Consider the following 16,732-nt stretch of genomic DNA (forward strand, 5'->3'; position numbering starts at 1 on the left):
GGTCATGGAGGTTCTCATCCCAGAGCGGTCGGAAGCCATAGGGTCAGGGAGGGCACCAGGATCAGTGCCACCAGGACCAGCAGGGCGATGACCACGAAGGGCCAGATGGTACGAAACAGCGCGGTGATCTCCAGCCGGCTGACGGCAGCGGCGACGAACACGCAGGCGCCCATCGGCGGCGTGATCAGCGCGATGGTGATGTTGAGGGTGATGATGATACCCAGGTGGACCGGGTCGATGCCTGCCATCATGGCCACTGGCGCAAAGATCGGTGTCAGCAGCATCAGCGCCGAGACCTCTTCCATGAACATGCCGGTGATGAAGGTGATCAGGCTGAGCAACAGCAGAATGATCACCGGACTATCGACGTAGGGGGTCAACAGCTCGACGAACTGGTAGGGCACCTGGGCGTAGGACAGCAGCCAGCTGACCGTGCTGGAGGCGGCCATGATGACGAAGATGGCGGCGGTAAGGCGGGTCGTGTCGACAAACGCACGCCACAGCGCCAATAGATTCAGGTTGCCAGCCAGCACCCCATAGAGGGCCACGTAGGCCACGGTCAGCGCTCCTGATTCCGTGGGTGTGACCAATCCCATGACGATGCCGGCGACAATCAGGAAGGGGGCCATCAGGGCAGGCAAGGCGCCAAGGGCAGCCACCCCCAGCTGGCGCGCACCGGGCCAGCCATCACCCTTGGGCAGCCCCTTGCGACGCGCGTAGACAGCATTCATGGCCATGAAGGCGGCACCCAGCAACAGCCCGGGTATCACACCGGCAAGGAACAGATCGCCCACCGAGGTGTTGGTCAGCGAGGCATAGAGGATCATGAAGATGCTGGGCGGGATGATCGGCCCGATCAGCGAGCTGCCCGCCGTCAGGCCAGCGGCGAAGGCCGTCGAATAGCCTTCCTTGCGCATCGCAGGGACCAGCAGAGAGCCCAGTGCCGAGGTATCGGCGACCGCCGATCCATTGACCCCCGCAAAGAACACGCTGGACACCACATTGACGTGGCCCATGCCGCCGCGCAGATGGCCGACCAACAGACGCGCCAGCGCCATCAGCCGGTCGGTCAGCTTCGAGGCGTTCATCAGGTTGCCGGCGAGGATAAACAGTGGGATGGCCATCAATGAGAAGGCATCGATGCCGCCAAAGAACTGCTGGGGCATCATGCGGGGAATCATCGACAGGTCGACGAAGGCGAAACCCACCACGGCGGTGGCCAGCAGCGAGATGAACAGAGGCAGGCCCAGCAGCACATGGACGACAAAGACCGCCAGCATGGCAAGCGTCATGACGTGGCCCCCCGGTCGTGCTGAGCGGCGTCGGCGTCGCCGTCCTGGGTCGGTAGCGGGAATGGACCATGGCACAGCGCCATCAGCGTCAGCAGCGCAAAGCCGAGCGGCACGGACATAACCGGCACGGCCCGACTAATGCCCAGGCCTTGGCTCTGGAACATCGCCACTGATTGCGCGTAGTGAAAGCTGAACCAGGCTCCGCCAGCGGCAAGTGCCAGGGTCAGTAGCCACTGGTAGACAGAGAGGATGCGCCCCAGGGTGCGTGGAATCAGCCGCTCGATTAGCGCGACCCGCATATGACCGCCTTCGATCCAGACGCTGCCAAGGGCCAGCATGACCGCGCCGATGATCAGGTAGCGGGCCAGTTCATCGGTCCAGATGGGGGCCCCGCCGGCTAGATAACGCGCGGCCACACCATACAGCATGGCCAGCAGATCAATGAGCAGCAGTGCACTCGCGCTCCATAGCGATAGTCGCCGCAGCGCCATGACGGGCCGGCTTTGGGCAAGGGACCAGGACATGGGGAGGCTCTCCCACAGGTTGGTGAAACAGGATGAACCGGCCTCCTGGAGCGGAGGCCGTTGTACGTGCTGGAGCATTCTTCGTCTTGCGCTCAGGCCTGCGCACTCACGTCAGAGCACTCATGTCGCCATACCGATATCAGAGCGCTTAACGTTGAGCCGCTACTATCAGAGCGCTTGTTCAGAGCACCTATCCAAAACACGTGTTAAGAGAGTCTGGGTCAGTGCACTGTGTACCGGGCAGTCAGACGGTCGTCGAGGCTGCCCAGTGTTCAGTACTAAGTGCTCAGGGCTCAGGTCTACTGGGCGCTGAGTTGAAGTCCGGCGTCGTCGAGCGCCATGTCGATATAGCGCTGTTCGATGTTCTGGTCCTTCAGCCACTCAAGATAAGCCGGCTGGCCCTGCTGGCGGAAGGCTTCCAGCTGCTCTGGGTTAGGACGAATGACCTCCATGCCTTGCTCTTCCAGGTAGGCAATGCGCTCATCGACCTTGGCCTGGTTCTGTTCGCGAGCAAGCTGGTTGGCTTCGGCGACCGCCTCACGGAAGGCAGTCTGGGTCGCCTCGTCCCAGCCATTGATCATGCTGGTGTTGCCCACCAGGAACTGGTCGGAGTACTGGATGTTGGCCAGCGTCAGGTAGTCCTGAACCTCATAGAGGCTGCCGAGGATGATATACATCGGCGGGTTCATCTGGCCGTCAGCGACGCCGGTTTTCAGCGCCATGTAGACTTCGGTCCAGGGAATGGGCGTGCCGGACGCGCCGAAGGCCTCATAAAGTGCGACCTGGCTGGGGTCCATGGCGCGGAAGCGCAGCCCTTCGAAGTCCGCCGGTTCGGCGATTGGCGTCTTGTCGTTGGTGAAGGCCAGGAAGCCGCCTTCCTCGACTACCGCCAGCAGTTCCAGTCCGGCGCGGCCCTCCAGGTCTTCCTGAACCGCTTTCCAGTAGCTGCCTTCGTCGAAGAACTGGCGAGCGTCATCGAAATCCTGGAACAGGAAGGGGATCGCGCTGACGAACACTTCGGGGACGATGGGCGACATGCCGGCGAAGGACGCAATGTTCAGGCTCGGCGACGCCATGGTCTGCTCCATGCGTTCCTGCTCTTCACCCAGCATGCTGTTGGGGTACAGCTTGAGCTCAAGCTCGCCTCCGGTCTTCTCCTCGACCAGTTCCTTCAAGTTGGTGGCGAACACGTGCACCGCGTTCTTGTCCGGGTCGGGAGCGCCGTTATAGCTCAGGTTGACGGTGGTTGCAGCCAGCGCTGAGGCGGCGGTCAACCCCATTGTCGTGGCGGTGGTCAGGGCAGCAAGCAGGGGCAGTGGACGAAACAGACTCATGAGGGACTCCGGTGTTGTGGTGTTATTGTGCGGCAACGCTGTCTATCGATAACGAGACTAGGCGTTGTCGCGTTGACTAATCAAACCCCAAGGCGTTGATCTTTTCGCAACGCCGGCATGGTCTGGCGTTTGGCAGCACGTCGGACGGGCCCTCAGGCAACGCCGCTCTGGCGATGTGGGGCCAGCAGGCGTGGCGCATCATCGGCAAAGAAGCGCATACCGCGACGCAGATGCGCCAGGCAGGCCTCTGCCGCCACCGGCAATGGCCGGCCTTGACGACTGACGATCTGAGCGCGGGCCCCGTTGAGCACCGGATGTGCCAGCGGCAGCACCTGAATCAACCCCTGGGCGATGTCATCGGCGACGGTCAACTCGGGCATAAAGGTGACGCCGCTACCGGACCTGACGAAATTCCTCAGGACGGTGACCGAGTTGGTATGCAGCCGTGAACGCAGATGGAGGCGCTCCTGATGGGCGACCTGGTCGACCATCTGGCGCATGCCAAAGGGGCTGTCCATCAGCCCCAGTGGCCAATCGCTGATTTCGGCCAGGGTCAATGGTGCCTGGCGCCGAGTCAGTGGATGGTCGGCAGGCACGATCAGATCCAGAGGGTGGCGGCGCTCCACATGACAACGCAGCAGCGGGTCCATGGGTGGCGCGTACAACAGGGCCAGATCCACCTCGCGGTCACGGACCAACGCCATGGCCTCGTTGACGCCGGCCATGACCACCACAATGTCGATGCCAGCATGCGCCGCCATGAAGGTCTGCAAGGGGGCATTGACCAGATCAGCGATAAAGCCCTCGCCGACGGCCACTCTGACCTCACCGCTATCCAGGCTCTGAAGCGCGCTCAGGCGCGACAGCGTTGCCGTTTCGGCATCGCATCGAGCGCGATGGTGTTCCACCAGCAGGCGGCCGGCTTCGGTCAGGGTGACGCCATCTGGGTGGCGGGTCAGCAATGGGATCGAAAGCTCTTCTTCCTGGCGACGGATCAAGCGGCTGATGGCGGAGACGTCCACATTCAGGTGGATGGCTGCGCCCCGCAGGGAACCACGTCGCTGTACTTCGCACAGATACGCCAGAGCGCGGCCGTTGAGCATTGTCGTTCCTTATCGATGATGACCGGTGGTTGTCAGCATGTCGCAGGCAACTTGGCGAGGGTGACAGAGAGTGGCAGACTCTTTGTGCCCACAAGGCATAGACCAATAACCATAACGCAAAAAGGAACTTACGGATGCGATCGTTTTCTCGTCCTGTGCTATTGAGTGCCCTGCTGGGGCTCACCGCTTTGTCGGCTTCGACCCTGGTGACAACGGCCCAGGCCGACGAGCCGCTCAAGCTGGGGGTGGATATCCCGTTCGAGCCCTTCGAGTACCGCTTGCCTGATGGCACCCTGACGGGCTTCGAGGTAGAGCTTGGGGAAGAAGTGTGTCGGCGCATCCAGCGTCAATGTGAATGGGTCGAGCAAAGCTGGGATGGCATCATCCCGGGGCTGATGGCCCGCAAGTACGACGCCATCATGTCGTCCATGGCGATCACTGAAGAGCGTCGCCAGCAGGTGTTGTTCTCCGAGCCCTACTATTCCAACCCCAGCGTCTGGGTGACGCTGCGCGGCAGTGAAGTGGATCCCGACGACCGTGCGAGCCTGGAGGGCCTGACCGTTGGCGTGCAGCGCGGCACCATTCGTGATCGCTTCATCACCGATACCTACGGCGACATCATGGAAGTGCGTCGCTATGCCACCGCCGAGGACCTGGCGCTGGACGTCAAGACCGGACGCCTGGACAGTGCCTTCATGTACTACCCGCTGGCGCTGGCCAACCTGCAGGTGGACGAGGCCGACAGCGAGGTAGTGGTCAGCTCCGAGCTGATCCGTGAGCCCAAGTCCTACTTTGGCCACGGTGTGGCGGTGGCGTTTCGTCCTCGCGACGAAGACCTGGCCGCACAGTTCAATCAGGCCCTGGCCGAGATCAAGGAAGACGGCACCTACGACGAGCTGATGCACAAGTACGTGGACTACGATATCAAGATCTGAGGCAAGAGCTGAGCTTCTGCCAGTTTAACGTCAACGGGGCAGCCTCTGGCTGCCCCGTTGACGTCGTTGCCTGGTATCAGCTGCCGTCCTTGGCGCCTGGCTCCAGAATCTCTCGCGCCATGTGCCGGCCCGCCTGGGTGAGGTGCAAGCGCTCACCCTCCTGCACGACAAGCTGGCGCTGGCGGGATAACTCAACCGCGCGACGCGCCCTGGCAGGTGTCCACATCAGATGCTCGCGCAGCGCCTGGGTTACGTTTTCCACCGCCTTTTCGGGGCCATCTTCGTGGTGATAGAGGTGCACCATCAGGGTACGGCTTTCGTTGAGGTCTCGCTGGCGGCGACGGCTCAGCCACTGGGCGCACAGGCCATAGCGCGGACCGAGCAGAAAGGCCAGAGCCAGGAAGACGCCGGTCATGACGGCCATCATGCCGCCAATCGACACGTCCCATGCCACCGCCAGCATATAGCCGGAGACGCTGGAGGCGGCCGCGATCAGCGAGGCATAGACAAAGATCTTCCATAGCCGGTCGGTGAGCAGATACGCCGCGGATGGCGGAACAATGACGAAGGCCACGAACAGCACCGCACCTACGGCATCGAAGGCTGCGACGGCGGTACCGCTGGTCAACATCAGCAAGACGTAGAACAGTGCCGTGGGGGCGAAGCCTAATGCCTTGGCCAGGGCCTCGTCGAAGGTGGCGAGCTTCAGCTCCTTGTAAAAGGCCGCCACGAACAGCAGGTTGAGCAAGGTCATGGCGCCCATGGAGATCAGCGCGCGGGGCACCTCCGCGCCTCCGATGGTCAGGGTATCGAGCCAGACGAAGCCGATTTCCCCCAGCAGCACCGTATGGGCGTCGATATGCACGTCGCTGGCGTAAAGGTTGATCAGCAGCACGCCCAGCGAAAACAGCACGGGAAACACCAGACCAATGGCGGCATCCTTCTTGACCCTTTGCGTCGAGACCAGCAGTTCGGTCAAGAAGACGGTAAGGATGCCGGTCAGCGCTGCGCCGATGATCTGCACCGGGCCGTTGGCCTGATGGGTCGCCAGCCAGACGACCACGATGCCGAGCACGATAGAGTGACCGATGGCGTCTGACAGCATGCTGGTCCCGCGCAGCACCAGAAAGGTGCCGACCAGGCTAGAGGCGATGCCCACCAGCGCCCCGACCAGCATGATCATCAGTGGAATGTTGTCGAATAGGGTGGCCATTAGTGTGCTTGCTCCTGCCCGAGCGTCGCCAGAATGCGTTCTGCCTCCTGGCAGCCTGCTGGCGTCAGTACCCAGCGTTTGTTGTTGCCGGGCTCATGGGGGGGAGGGTCCTGCTCGATGATCAGTCCGCGAGCCATCAGGCGGGCAAGAGCCCTGCGGCTATCTGCGCCCAGGTAGGTGTCCAGCATGCGTTTTTCTGAGCGATAGTGGCGGTCTGCGTGGTGGCTTGCCAGCTGGTAAAGCGTGGTCAGCACGCGCTGGTAGCGGAGCTGGCGTCGGTCACGTCGCAGCTTGAGGATCTCCCACAAGAAGCCACGTCTGGGGGCGAATAGCAGGGACACCAGGACCACGCTGGAAAGGCTCAGAATGATCAGCGGACCCGTGGCAAGGCCGGGGCCCGTGGCGCTGATGACGGCGCCCACGACACCGCCGAGAATGCCGAACAGCGCCGACAATGCCACCATCGACTCGAGCCGGTTGGCCCACTGACGGGCGGCAACGGCAGGGGCGATGACCATGGCAGCCATCAGCACCACGCCGACCATCTGCAGGCCAATGACCACCGCCAGGGCGATCATGATCGTCATCAACCCATCCAGCAGCGACACCGGCATGCCTTGGGTCGCGGCAAACTGGGCATCGAAGGACACCAGCTTGAACTCTTTCCACAGGCCGGCGACCAAGGCCAGGGCCACGCCGCCCACGGCAGCCATGATCCACAGGTCGCTTCTCAGCGTGGCCGCCGCCTGGCCGAACAGAAAGGCATCCAGGCCGCCCTGGGAGGCGTTGCCCGTGCCTTGAATGTACGTCAGCAGCACTACGCCGATAGCGAAGAAGACGCTCAGCGAGATGCCCAGGGCGGCGTCGGTCTTGAGCCGACTCATGCGGGTCAGCAGCAGCATCACCAGGGCAGCCAGGGAGCCAGTAAATAGCGCGCCAGCAAGAATGCTGCCCATTTCACGACCCCCGGCGATGATGAAGCCCAGGCAGACCCCTGGCAGCGCTGCATGGGACAGGGTATCGCCGAGCAGGCTCTGCTTGCGCAGCACCGCAAAAGAGCCCAGCACGCCGCTCACCAGTCCCAGCATGGCAGCACCGAGCACCACATTCTGCAGGGTGTAGTCACCGAGGAGGCTGGCCAGGCTCATCCCGGCACCTCCTCAGAATTGGCCGGGGCGCGTGGGCCGGGGATGGCACTGGTGACATCGTCAAGCAGGGCAATCTGGCCCCCATAGGCACGCCGCAGGTTGTCGGCGGTGTAGACCTCGTCCACCGGACCTTGGGCGATCACTCTGACATTGAGCATCAGCATCCAGTCGAAGTAGCTGCGAACCGTCTGCAGATCGTGATGCACCACGATGACCGTCTTCCCCTGATCGCGCAGGCGCCTGAGGATATCGACGATGGCGCGCTCCGTGGTCGCGTCGACGCCGGCCATGGGCTCATCAAGGAAATAGACATCGGCGTTCTGCACCAGAGCACGGGCAAGGAACACCCGCTGCTGCTGGCCGCCGGAGAGCTGGCTGATCTGGCGCTCGGCAAAGCGTTCCATGCCCACCATCTCGAGCGCCGCCATGGCCTCACGTCGCTCGCGTCGCCCCGGACGCCTGAGCCATCCCAGGCGTCCGTAAAGTCCCATGGTGACGACGTCCAGCGCCGTGGTGGGAAAGTCCCAGTCCACCGTCGAGCGCTGCGGCACATACCCGACGCGGCGCCGGGCCTGGCGGTAGGGATGGCCGTGCAGGGTGACGTGGCCAGCGATGCTCGGGACCAGGCCGAGGATGCTCTTGATCAGCGTGCTCTTGCCGGCGCCGTTAGGCCCGACAATGGCGGCCATCACGCCGGGCGGCACGTCAAAGTCGATGTCCCACAATACGGGCTTGCCGTGGTAGCTGACGGTCAGGTCCTCTACGTGCAGGGCAAGGTTCGGTTCGTGCAGCTGCTGGCTCATGGGGTCGCTCCTGTCGCCATCGCCCCGTCTGGCAGGGCGACGCGCGCTACATACTTAAGGTTCGCTGGGCATCTGGGTGGCTTGTGCCACTCGCTCGGTCCAGTCGGCGAGGCTGTCTGGCCAGGCAACGGTGTGGCCACCGAGTGCCGCGACAATCTGCTCGGTATTACTCTTCAGCATGCCGATATAGGTCCCTTCCGGGGTGTTCTCGTCGCCCATGGCATCAGAGTAAAGCTGCCCGCCGATAGCGATACGGTGACCCTGGTCGGCAGCCGCATCGATGACCGCCTGCACCGTACGTGGGTTGATGGTGCTCTCCACAAACATGGCGGGTACCCCCTGGGCCACGACCTTGTCTGCCATGCGCCGAATATCGGCGACACCGGTCTCGGTGGCGGTGGACAGCCCCTGAATGCCGGCAACCTCGATGCCATAGGCGCGGCCGTAATAGCCAAACGCATCGTGGGCGGTCAGCAGGATGCGTTGATCGGCTGGGATACTGTCGATACTGGCCTGGATCCACTCATCGAGCGCGAGCAGCGATGCCTGGTAGGCCTCTGCACGCGCATCGATCGCCGCAGCGCAGTCAGGGCGCTGCTCGCTGAGCAGGGCGGCAATGGTCGGGATGTTCTGGGCCCAGAGCGCTGCATCCATCCACAGGTGGGGGTCCACGCCGTAGGCGTCCTGGGTGTGGATAACCTGATCGTCGGTAATCGCCTGCTCACTGACGGCAGCGGTGGGCTTGATGCGCGAGAATCGCTCGAAGACCTTGCCCAGCTGCCCCTCCAGCGAAAAGCCGCTGTAAAGAATCAGCTCAGCCTCATCGAGATCGTGCACGTCCCGGGCGCTCGCCTGGTAGAGATGTGGATCGATGCCCGGACCCATCATGGTATTGACCGCAACACAGTCTCCGCCCACCTGCTCGACCAGATCACTGAGCATCCCGATGGTCACGACGGTGGCGAGGGGCGATACCTCCCCAGCGGTGTCATCCTGAGCATGGGCAAGGCCGATACTCGACAGGCTGGTAGCCGTCAGCAGCGGAAGCAGAAGGGCCGAACGATGCATGAACAGGACTCCCTTGATGATGGGCAAGCGCGAGTATCGCGCCAACGTGCCATTTGGCTATCATTTATAGACAAGGCTAAGTTTTGGCGAGATACAGGGCAATCGTCAAGAGGCGCGCCTCAATCGCATCAATGGACGTTGACTATATTTGGGCCGACGCCAGGCGTGGGCGCAGGGTTTGGCAGCGTTGAAGACTGTCAGGGCTCGAGGAAGCGCTCGAAGGCCGCCAGCGTTTCTGCGCTGACGTGATGTTCAATGCCTTCGGCGTCGACCCTGGCGGTTTCGGGAGTGATGCCGAGTTTGATCAGCACCGCTTCGACGATCTGGTGGCGTTCGCGACTGGCATCCGCCAGGGCCTGCCCCTTCTCGGTGAGGAAGATGCCGCGATAGGGCCGCTTGATGATCAGGCCTTCCTCGTCGAGGCGCTTGAGCATCTTGGCCACCGTGGGCTGGGCCACGCCCAGGCGACGGGCGATATCCGTCTGACGCGCTTCACCGCCGTCGGTGATCAGATCTGAGATCAACTCGACATAGTCTTCGATGAGCTCGGTGCGGCGAGCATCCCTTGCCTTGCGAAACCCCTCGACGTGGCTTTCAGGAGAGATCAGCGATGCGCGTTCGTCGTGGTTGAGGGGGTCGTTCATGGGGGATGGTATCGCCTCGGGTCAAGGTGTCCATCTTGCCAATTGGTGACAGTATTGCAAGTTTGGCGCTGCCGTGATGCCAGTTAGGCTGCCCTATTGTTGACTTGGCGCGGGTTCGGTCATCGGCAAGCAGGGGCGTGTCGCGAGTGCCAGGAACTGCTTGAGCGGAAGCGGGGCCGAGTAAAGGTAGCCCTGAAAGGAGCGACAGCCAAGCTCCAGCAGTCGCTCCTGTTGTGCAATGGTCTCGACGCCTTCCGCAATGACGCCCAGCTTGAGGGTCTGGGCGAGGGCGATAATGGTCTGGGCGATGGGGGCTGCGGTAGGGTCTTCGGTCAGGTCGCGAACAAACGCAACGTCGATCTTGAGCGTATCCAGGGGAAGCCGCTTGAGATACGCCAGAGAGGAGTATCCGGTGCCGAAGTCATCGATGGCGAAGCGCACTCCGAGATCACGCAGCTGGCCCAGAGTATCGATCACCGGATAGGCCTCTCCCAGCATCAGCGATTCGGTGAGCTCCAGGGTGAGCTGGCGGGCGGGGGCACCGGTCTTGGCCAAGGCTGCCTTGACCCCGGAGACAAAATCAGCGCGTTGGAACTCTCGCGCGCTGACATTGACCGACAGGGTCCAATGTCGTCGGTGCTCATGCTGCTGCCACTCGGCCAGCAGCTGGCAGGTCTGGTGCAGCACCCAGTTGCCCAGGTCGACAATCTGGCCGGTTTCCTCCGCCAGGCTGATGAAGGTGCTGGGGGAGATCAGGCCGCGTTCGGGGTGTTCCCAGCGCAGCAGCATCTCGGCGCCGAGGATGTTGCCCAGATCATCCACCTGTGGCTGCATGTGAAGTCGTAGCTGATCTTCCTCGACGGCGGTCTTGAGCTGTCGCTCCAGCCTGAGGCGTGCGTCCAGTCGTTCAACCATGCAGGCTTCAAAGGCACAGGGGCGCTGTACCCCTTCGCACTTGCTTTCAAGAAGCGCCAGTCCTGCCCGCTTGAGCAGCTCGCCGACGCCAAGCTCTCCCCCGCGAAACAGCAGGAAGCCCCCGCTGACGTGGCAACTGTGACGCTCTCCGGCGAGGGAGTAGTCGCCGTTGAGGCTTTCCAGCACCTGCCGGGCCTTGCTGCGGGCTTGGTCCATGGCACTCTCTGGCGTCACTGACAGTCCGTCATAGAGCAGGGCGAATTCGTTGCTGGAAAGGCGTGCCAGATCGCTCGGTTGTCTGGCCCAGGGCTTCAATCTGGCGGCCAGGGCCTTGAGCAGGCGATCGCCGGTGGCCTGCCCCAGGGCGTCGTTGATGCCCTTGAAGTTATCGATATCGACAAGCAGCAGCATGATATGGCGCCCGCTGACATCACTGGCCAGCTGCAGCGCATGGATGCGTTCTTGCAGCGAACTACGGTTGGGCAGTGTCGTCAGGGCATCGTGATAGGCCTGATAGCGGATGCGCTGCTGGGCATTGTGGTGCGCCGTGGTATCACTGAGCGTCGCCACGAAGTGGCCTGCACTGTCTTCTTCGGCGCGCACGCGGTTGATGCTAAGGCGTGCGGGAAAGCGATGGCCGGCACGATGACGAACCTCCACATCGCCGATCCAGGCGCCGTTCTCTTTCAGCGAACGCAGAATGTTGCCGCGATAGTGATCGAAGCGCAGCAGGGTATTGAGGCGCAGCAGCGAGTGGCCCTGGAGATCGGTGTGCGGCACCCCGGTCAACGTCTCGAAGGCGTGGTTGCACATCACCATACGTGCGCGCTGGTCGAGCAGCACGACGCCATCGTGCATCGACTCGATGACATCCACCAGCTGACGCCGGGACACCTGCATGCGGGCGGCGCTGTCCTGGAGTTTGCGATCGACCAGCACCGACGCCAGCGCCGTCAATGCGAACAATGAGGCAAGCACGATAACGGCGATCGCCACAATAGCGTCATGGCCAGCACTGTTGGGAATCGCCTCCCAGCCTGGTTCGGGCAAGAAGTGCACGGCCATCATGGCCGAGTAGTGCATGCTGCAAATGGCCAGCGATGCCAAGGTTGCCGCGATGAGGCTGCCGAGACGAATGCCATGAAAGCGGGGTAGGTCTCTCGCGGCGTGAAAGCAATGAATACTGGCGATGCCGAACGGCAGAGAAATCAGCAGAGACAAGATCAGCGGAGTCGGCGAAAAGCGCATGCTCGCAGGTAGTTGCATGGCCGCCATGCCGGTGTAATGCATGGTGGCAATTCCCGCACTGAGAATGCAGCCTGCGGCCACCTTGTGCGCGGTGGAAAGTCCCTTGCGTGCCATGGCAGCAACCGCAATGAGCCCTGCTGCTATAGCGGGCAGCAGAGAGACCAGGGTCAGGCCCAGGCTATGATGGGCAGGAAAGGGCAGGCGATAGGCCAGCATGCCGGTGAAGTGCATGCTCCAGATGCCGAGTCCCATCATGGTGCCCCCGGCAAGCCACCAGATCTGACGGCGGTGCTTCCAGCGGGAGGCATTGACCCTTTCTGCCACGGCCATGGCAGAGTAGACCGACACCAGCGCCACCAGGCAAGACAGCACCACGAGCCAGGGAATATGTTCACCCTGGATGGCCTGGGCTACCTGTGGGTAGCTGATGAAAAGGGGAGGCATGAGGTAGAGGCGGTCTCTTGTGGGAAAGCCTTCGAACACACCCTCATTGATTAGCATGGCCTGGCGCGTAGGGCAAAGACTTGTTGAGCGAAGGACGTGCCAGGAGAGGCGGGGATCGTGCACATTTTTGTAGAAAACGGGCGCTGTGTGCAGCTTAAGAAGGGAGGAATTCCTTACATACTTCGCCGTCTAATAGTGCGGTGTTGTCCGTTGGGACGGGGGCGCCATGGTGCGCCCTTGTGCTGACCTAAGACCACGCCAGGCGAGCGCACAAGCCGCCCTGGGACCGATTGGAGAGTGACAGGCTCACGCCCTGTTGACGTGCCATGGCGGTGACGATGGAGAGCCCAAGACCACTGCCGGTCACCGATGAGTCGCTGGCTCTGTGGAAGCGTTCGCTCACGCGATTGAGGTGGCTCTCGGCGATGCCTGGACCACTATCGAGAATGCACAGTATCGGGCCGGAGGACGCCGATTCCAGGGTCACATGAACGGTGCTGTTGTCGCGAGAATAGCGCAACGCATTGTCCATCAGGTTGCGCACCATGATGCCGATCTCGGTGGCGTTACCGGCAACGAAGACGTGGGGCAGATCGACCAGCTCGATGATTTGATTCCGGGCCTGGGCCAGCGGCCAGAGCTCCGCGGCCAGGTCCTGCAGCAGGGCGCGGAGATCCACCTGCTCATGTGCTGCACTCGAGTGTCGATCGACTCTGGCGAGCACCAGTAGCTGCTCGACCACGCGCTGCAGGCGCTCGACGCCCTGACGTGCCTTGGGCAGGGCGTTGCTCTCGCCAGCGATGGCATTGTCCAGGTGGATCTTCATGGCGGCCAACGGGGTGCGTAGCTCGTGCGCCGCATCGGCGGTGAACCGTCGCTCCTTCTCCAGGGCGGCCTTCAGGCGTTTCAGGAAGTCATTCAGGGCGCCCCTCAGGCCTCTCAATTCATCGGGTACGTCGAGCAGAATTTCGCCCAGGTCGCCGGAGTCACGGTGCTCGACTTGCTCGGACAAGCGACGGATTGGCGTCAGGCCGCGACGAATATGGCGCAGCACCAGCAATAGGCAAAGGGGCATCAGCAATACCATCGGCCACAGCTGGTTAAGGGCAATTCTCTCGATGATATCGGAGAAAAACTCCCGCTCGATGCCGATCTGCAACCATAGCCCACGGGAGTCATCGTGCAGGGCGAACACTCGCCAACGCGATTCCTCCAGCGAGCGCCAGCGGAAGCCTTGCTCGACGGGAGCGGTCATCTGAGCTTTGGCATCATGCCAGCCCGGGCCGATCAGCAGGGGCTTGCCGGCATCGTTCCACAGGCCAAAGCCGACCTTGCGTTCTTCATGGTGAAAGGTCTGCCCGTCTGCCTGGTCGAGGCTGCGCACCGCACCGCTTTCGGCGTAGAGCCTGGTGCTTGCTTTACGTTGATCCATCCACTGTGCCAGGCGCTCGTAATCTTCCGCTTCAGGTTCGGCGGGGAGCATGCTCATCAACCCGCGACCGGTGATGGCCAGCTGCGCATCAAGAATTTCTTCCAGCTCGTTCTGCGAGATCAGCCAGGCGGCGATGACCGAAAGAATGGTCACCAGGGTCAGCGTCAGCGCCAGGGTTCTGAACAGGTAGCGACGAATCGACATCATGGGGAAGGCGCCAGGAAATCGGTGTTGAGGCGGTATCCGATGCCGCGCACTGTGGTGATCATTTCCTTGTGAAGCTTCTTGCGAAGGTGGTGGACATGCACTTCAAGTGCATTGGATTCGAGCTCCTCGCCCCAGCCATACAGCAGTCCTTCCAGCCGGGGCCGCGACAGCACCTGGCCAGGGTGCCTGGCAAGTTCAGACAGCAGGGCAAATTCGCGTCGGCTCAGGGTGACCTGGTGTCCCTGCCAGTCCACAAGGTGTCGAGCTTCATCGATGGACAGGCAACCAATGTCGACGGTCGAGCTGGCGCGCCCGGCGGCGCGCCGCGTGATGACACGCAGGCGGGCCAGCAGCTCCTGCAGGTCAAATGGCTTGAGCACGTAGTCATCGGCACCGGCGTCCAGTCCTTGAATGCGGTCCTCGATGGCATCTCGAGCGGTCAAGATAAGAACGGGCAGAGAGCTGGTAAGGCGCAGGCGACGCAGTAGATCGACCCCATCGCAGTCCGGTAGACCCAGGTCCAGAACCATGACCGAAAAGGGTTCGCACGCCATGGCCCGGAGCGCCTGAGAGCCCTGGGTAAACCAGTCCACGGCGTAGCCCTCACGCTCCAGCGCGACCTTGATGCCGTCACCCAGCAACGGGTCGTCTTCCACCAATAATGCTCGCATACCCCAGATCCTCGCCCGGCACGTTGCCAACGTCGTCAGTATGACGGAGGTGGCCTTAAGGCAGTCTTAAGTTTTGGCCATCTATTGACCTGGGGACAGGTGTCTCATTGCAAATCTTTCCACGCGAGCTCCATTGGGGAGCGCTCGCTATCCGTCAATGGTGTAGAGGTCTAAAGAGGCAGGCTTCGGGATGACTTAGTCGTGGTCGCGAAGTGCGTAGATGTAAGCGTCAACCTGGCTGCCGTCTTGCTGAGTGACGGTGACCAGTACGCGTTGGTACTCAGGTCCCTCGAACTCATCGAGCTCCTGCCAGTGGTGCTGCAAATTGTCTGATTCGAAGACATGACCGCTGATCAGCTCACCTTGTGCGTCCGGCACCATGCCGGGAGAGCCCATGGCGGCTCCCCAGCCGGCTTCCAGCAGCCGTCCGCGGGTAGTGCCAGCCACCCATTGCCCGCCAATCCGCTGCATCACATGTTCGTTGGGGCGCCCTGGGCCCAGCGTGCCGTAAATAAAAAGGCGGTCCATCGGTAGGCTCCTGATGATGGGAAATAAAGCGAGATTCTGCAGATCTTGGCATTGCCACACAAGCGGGGCCCTGTGTAATGCCTGGCAGAAGCGCTGACAGACGAACTCAGGGCATAGGAAGGGGCGTGTACGTGCCGACATTCTCCCTCGGCCTGTCTCTGATGCCTGCAGCCCCCCTCTGGGGGAAGTTCTTTCGTCGGTGTTGGTGGAGGCGGAGGCGGCGGGAATCGAACCCGGGGTGTGTAGAAAGCGCCGACACTCGCCCTGGGGTCTGCCTCTGGTACCTGTAGGCACAAAAAAGCCACCTGCTGATGAGGTGGCTTTTTCGTCGGTGCTGGTGGAGGCGGCGGGAATCGAGCCCGGGTGTGTAGAAAGCGCCGACACTCGCCTTGCAGATACAAAAAAAACCTCCCGGTGGGAGGTTCTTTCGTCGGTGTTGGTGGAGGCGGCGGGAATCGAGACCGGGGTGTGTAGAAAGCGCCGACACTCGCCCTGGGGTCTGCCTCTGATACCTACAGACACAAAAAAGCCACCTGCTGATGAGGTGGCTTTTTCGTCGGTGCTGGTGGAGGCGGCGGGAATCGAACCCGGGGTGTGTAGAAAGCGCCGACACTCGCCCTGGGGTCGGTCTTTGATACCTACAGACACAAAAAAGCCACCTGCTGATGAGGTGGTTTTTTCGTCGGTGCTGGTGGAAGCGGCGGGAATCGAGCCCGGGGTGTGTAGAAAGCGCCGACACTCGCCCTGGGGTCTGTCTCTGATGCTCGTAGATACAAAAAAACCTCCCGGTGGGAGGTTCTTTTGTCGGTGTTGGTGGAGGCGGCGGGAATCGAACCCGCGTCCGCCGACACTCGCCCATTGGCTCTACATGCTTAGTTCCGTCATTTTGTTTAACGCCTCAGGCTCCGACGGGCAGGATCCTGAAACGCGATTCCTCGTAAGTTTAGCGATTGACGAGAGGACAGCGCCAACCGCGATCTCACCTATCTTGGCTCATAGCCCATTGGCAACGGATGAGCGCGTCGCCGCCGGGTAGGACAAGAAGCTAACAGGTTTTAAGCTGCCAGCGCGCCCTGAGCGTAGTTTTCGTCGTTTGCGACTATTTAATCGTGATGTTGGATTTACGAGATACATCACGCTCTCGGCATGCACCTCAGGGGTTGTCATCGGCGTCGAAACCATGTCGCCCCCGTAACGCCCCGCCAGTGTACCAAAGATACTGC

Annotated in this window: 14 protein-coding genes and 1 other RNA gene; 1 reads left to right on the plus strand and 14 read right to left on the minus strand. The window is 62.0% G+C overall.

Annotation, left to right across the window (positions count from 1 at the left end; translation table 11 throughout):
* Positions 1-14 precede the first annotated feature (14 nt).
* From KUV45_RS02760 to KUV45_RS02775, 4 genes are all read right to left on the minus strand, one after another.
* Positions 15-1,292, minus strand: a complete 1,278-nt coding sequence (locus KUV45_RS02760) for a TRAP transporter large permease (protein ID WP_206942377.1) — start codon at positions 1,290-1,292, stop codon at positions 15-17.
* Positions 1,289-1,816, minus strand: coding sequence for a TRAP transporter small permease (locus KUV45_RS02765; protein WP_206942379.1), 528 nt, complete (start codon positions 1,814-1,816; stop codon positions 1,289-1,291). The genes KUV45_RS02760 and KUV45_RS02765 overlap by 4 nt, the downstream gene beginning before the upstream one ends.
* Positions 1,817-2,115: 299 nt before the next feature.
* On the minus strand, positions 2,116-3,150 hold the full coding sequence (dctP, locus tag KUV45_RS02770; RefSeq protein ID WP_222162158.1) for a TRAP transporter substrate-binding protein DctP: 1,035 nt from the start codon (positions 3,148-3,150) through the stop codon (positions 2,116-2,118).
* A 152-nt stretch (positions 3,151-3,302) separates the two neighbouring features.
* A complete protein-coding gene (locus KUV45_RS02775) occupies positions 3,303-4,253 on the minus strand; it encodes a LysR family transcriptional regulator (protein WP_222162157.1) in 951 nt (316 codons plus the stop codon).
* A 134-nt stretch (positions 4,254-4,387) separates the two neighbouring features.
* Between KUV45_RS02775 and KUV45_RS02780 the strand changes: the two genes are divergently transcribed.
* Complete coding sequence (locus KUV45_RS02780) at positions 4,388-5,188, plus strand: transporter substrate-binding domain-containing protein (protein ID WP_206942385.1); 801 nt, start codon at positions 4,388-4,390, stop codon at positions 5,186-5,188.
* A gap of 76 nt (positions 5,189-5,264) precedes the next feature.
* Here the strand turns inward: KUV45_RS02780 and KUV45_RS02785 are convergent, their stop codons facing one another.
* The 10 genes from KUV45_RS02785 to ssrA form a co-directional block, all read right to left on the minus strand.
* Positions 5,265-6,401, minus strand: a complete 1,137-nt coding sequence (locus KUV45_RS02785; RefSeq protein WP_206942387.1) for a metal ABC transporter permease — start codon at positions 6,399-6,401, stop codon at positions 5,265-5,267.
* Entirely contained in the window at positions 6,401-7,549 is a 1,149-nt protein-coding gene (locus KUV45_RS02790; RefSeq protein WP_206942389.1) for a metal ABC transporter permease, read from the minus strand. The genes KUV45_RS02785 and KUV45_RS02790 overlap by 1 nt, the downstream gene beginning before the upstream one ends.
* Positions 7,546-8,352 (minus strand): metal ABC transporter ATP-binding protein, encoded by an 807-nt coding sequence (locus tag KUV45_RS02795; protein WP_206942391.1) that lies wholly within the window; start codon positions 8,350-8,352, stop codon positions 7,546-7,548. Before KUV45_RS02795 ends, KUV45_RS02790 begins: the two co-directional genes overlap by 4 nt.
* Before the next feature lie 54 nt (positions 8,353-8,406).
* Entirely contained in the window at positions 8,407-9,420 is a 1,014-nt protein-coding gene (locus KUV45_RS02800; RefSeq protein ID WP_222162156.1) for a metal ABC transporter solute-binding protein, Zn/Mn family, read from the minus strand.
* Positions 9,421-9,617: 197 nt separating this feature from the next.
* On the minus strand, positions 9,618-10,064 hold the full coding sequence (mntR, locus tag KUV45_RS02805) for a manganese-binding transcriptional regulator MntR (protein ID WP_206942395.1): 447 nt from the start codon (positions 10,062-10,064) through the stop codon (positions 9,618-9,620).
* Positions 10,065-10,157: 93 nt separating this feature from the next.
* Positions 10,158-12,671, minus strand: a complete 2,514-nt coding sequence (locus KUV45_RS02810; RefSeq protein WP_222162155.1) for an EAL domain-containing protein — start codon at positions 12,669-12,671, stop codon at positions 10,158-10,160.
* 247 nt (positions 12,672-12,918) lie between these two features.
* Positions 12,919-14,310, minus strand: a complete 1,392-nt coding sequence (locus KUV45_RS02815; RefSeq protein ID WP_222162154.1) for an ATP-binding protein — start codon at positions 14,308-14,310, stop codon at positions 12,919-12,921.
* The gene (locus KUV45_RS02820; protein WP_206942402.1) at positions 14,307-14,981 is read right to left on the minus strand and encodes a response regulator transcription factor; all 675 of its coding nucleotides are present in this window, start codon (positions 14,979-14,981) and stop codon (positions 14,307-14,309) included. Before KUV45_RS02820 ends, KUV45_RS02815 begins: the two co-directional genes overlap by 4 nt.
* A gap of 195 nt (positions 14,982-15,176) precedes the next feature.
* Positions 15,177-15,509 (minus strand): gamma-glutamylcyclotransferase, encoded by a 333-nt coding sequence (locus KUV45_RS02825; protein WP_206942404.1) that lies wholly within the window; start codon positions 15,507-15,509, stop codon positions 15,177-15,179.
* Positions 15,510-16,320: 811 nt separating this feature from the next.
* Positions 16,321-16,700: a transfer-messenger RNA gene (gene ssrA, locus KUV45_RS02830) on the minus strand.
* Between the last annotated feature and the right edge of the window lie 32 nt (positions 16,701-16,732).

It is taken from the genome of Halomonas sp. DP3Y7-2 (assembly GCF_019800795.1).
GTDB classification, from domain to species: domain Bacteria; phylum Pseudomonadota; class Gammaproteobacteria; order Pseudomonadales; family Halomonadaceae; genus Halomonas; species Halomonas litopenaei_A.

Excerpts from the sequence above, each read along its gene's own strand:
- mntR (WP_206942395.1), bottom strand. The coding sequence starts at position 10,064 with ATGAACGACCCCCTCAACCACGACGAACGCGCATCGCTGATCTCTCCT.
- KUV45_RS02825 (WP_206942404.1), bottom strand. The coding sequence starts at position 15,509 with ATGGACCGCCTTTTTATTTACGGCACGCTGGGCCCAGGGCGCCCCAAC.
- KUV45_RS02780 (WP_206942385.1), top strand. The coding sequence starts at position 4,388 with ATGCGATCGTTTTCTCGTCCTGTGCTATTGAGTGCCCTGCTGGGGCTC.
- KUV45_RS02800 (WP_222162156.1), bottom strand. The coding sequence starts at position 9,420 with ATGCATCGTTCGGCCCTTCTGCTTCCGCTGCTGACGGCTACCAGCCTG.
- dctP (WP_222162158.1), bottom strand. The coding sequence starts at position 3,150 with ATGAGTCTGTTTCGTCCACTGCCCCTGCTTGCTGCCCTGACCACCGCC.
- KUV45_RS02765 (WP_206942379.1), bottom strand. The coding sequence starts at position 1,816 with ATGTCCTGGTCCCTTGCCCAAAGCCGGCCCGTCATGGCGCTGCGGCGA.
- KUV45_RS02815 (WP_222162154.1), bottom strand. The coding sequence starts at position 14,310 with ATGATGTCGATTCGTCGCTACCTGTTCAGAACCCTGGCGCTGACGCTG.
- KUV45_RS02775 (WP_222162157.1), bottom strand. The coding sequence starts at position 4,253 with ATGCTCAACGGCCGCGCTCTGGCGTATCTGTGCGAAGTACAGCGACGT.
- KUV45_RS02790 (WP_206942389.1), bottom strand. The coding sequence starts at position 7,549 with ATGAGCCTGGCCAGCCTCCTCGGTGACTACACCCTGCAGAATGTGGTG.
- KUV45_RS02795 (WP_206942391.1), bottom strand. The coding sequence starts at position 8,352 with ATGAGCCAGCAGCTGCACGAACCGAACCTTGCCCTGCACGTAGAGGAC.
- KUV45_RS02760 (WP_206942377.1), bottom strand. The coding sequence starts at position 1,292 with ATGACGCTTGCCATGCTGGCGGTCTTTGTCGTCCATGTGCTGCTGGGC.
- KUV45_RS02785 (WP_206942387.1), bottom strand. The coding sequence starts at position 6,401 with ATGGCCACCCTATTCGACAACATTCCACTGATGATCATGCTGGTCGGG.
- KUV45_RS02820 (WP_206942402.1), bottom strand. The coding sequence starts at position 14,981 with ATGCGAGCATTATTGGTGGAAGACGACCCGTTGCTGGGTGACGGCATC.
- KUV45_RS02810 (WP_222162155.1), bottom strand. The coding sequence starts at position 12,671 with ATGCCTCCCCTTTTCATCAGCTACCCACAGGTAGCCCAGGCCATCCAG.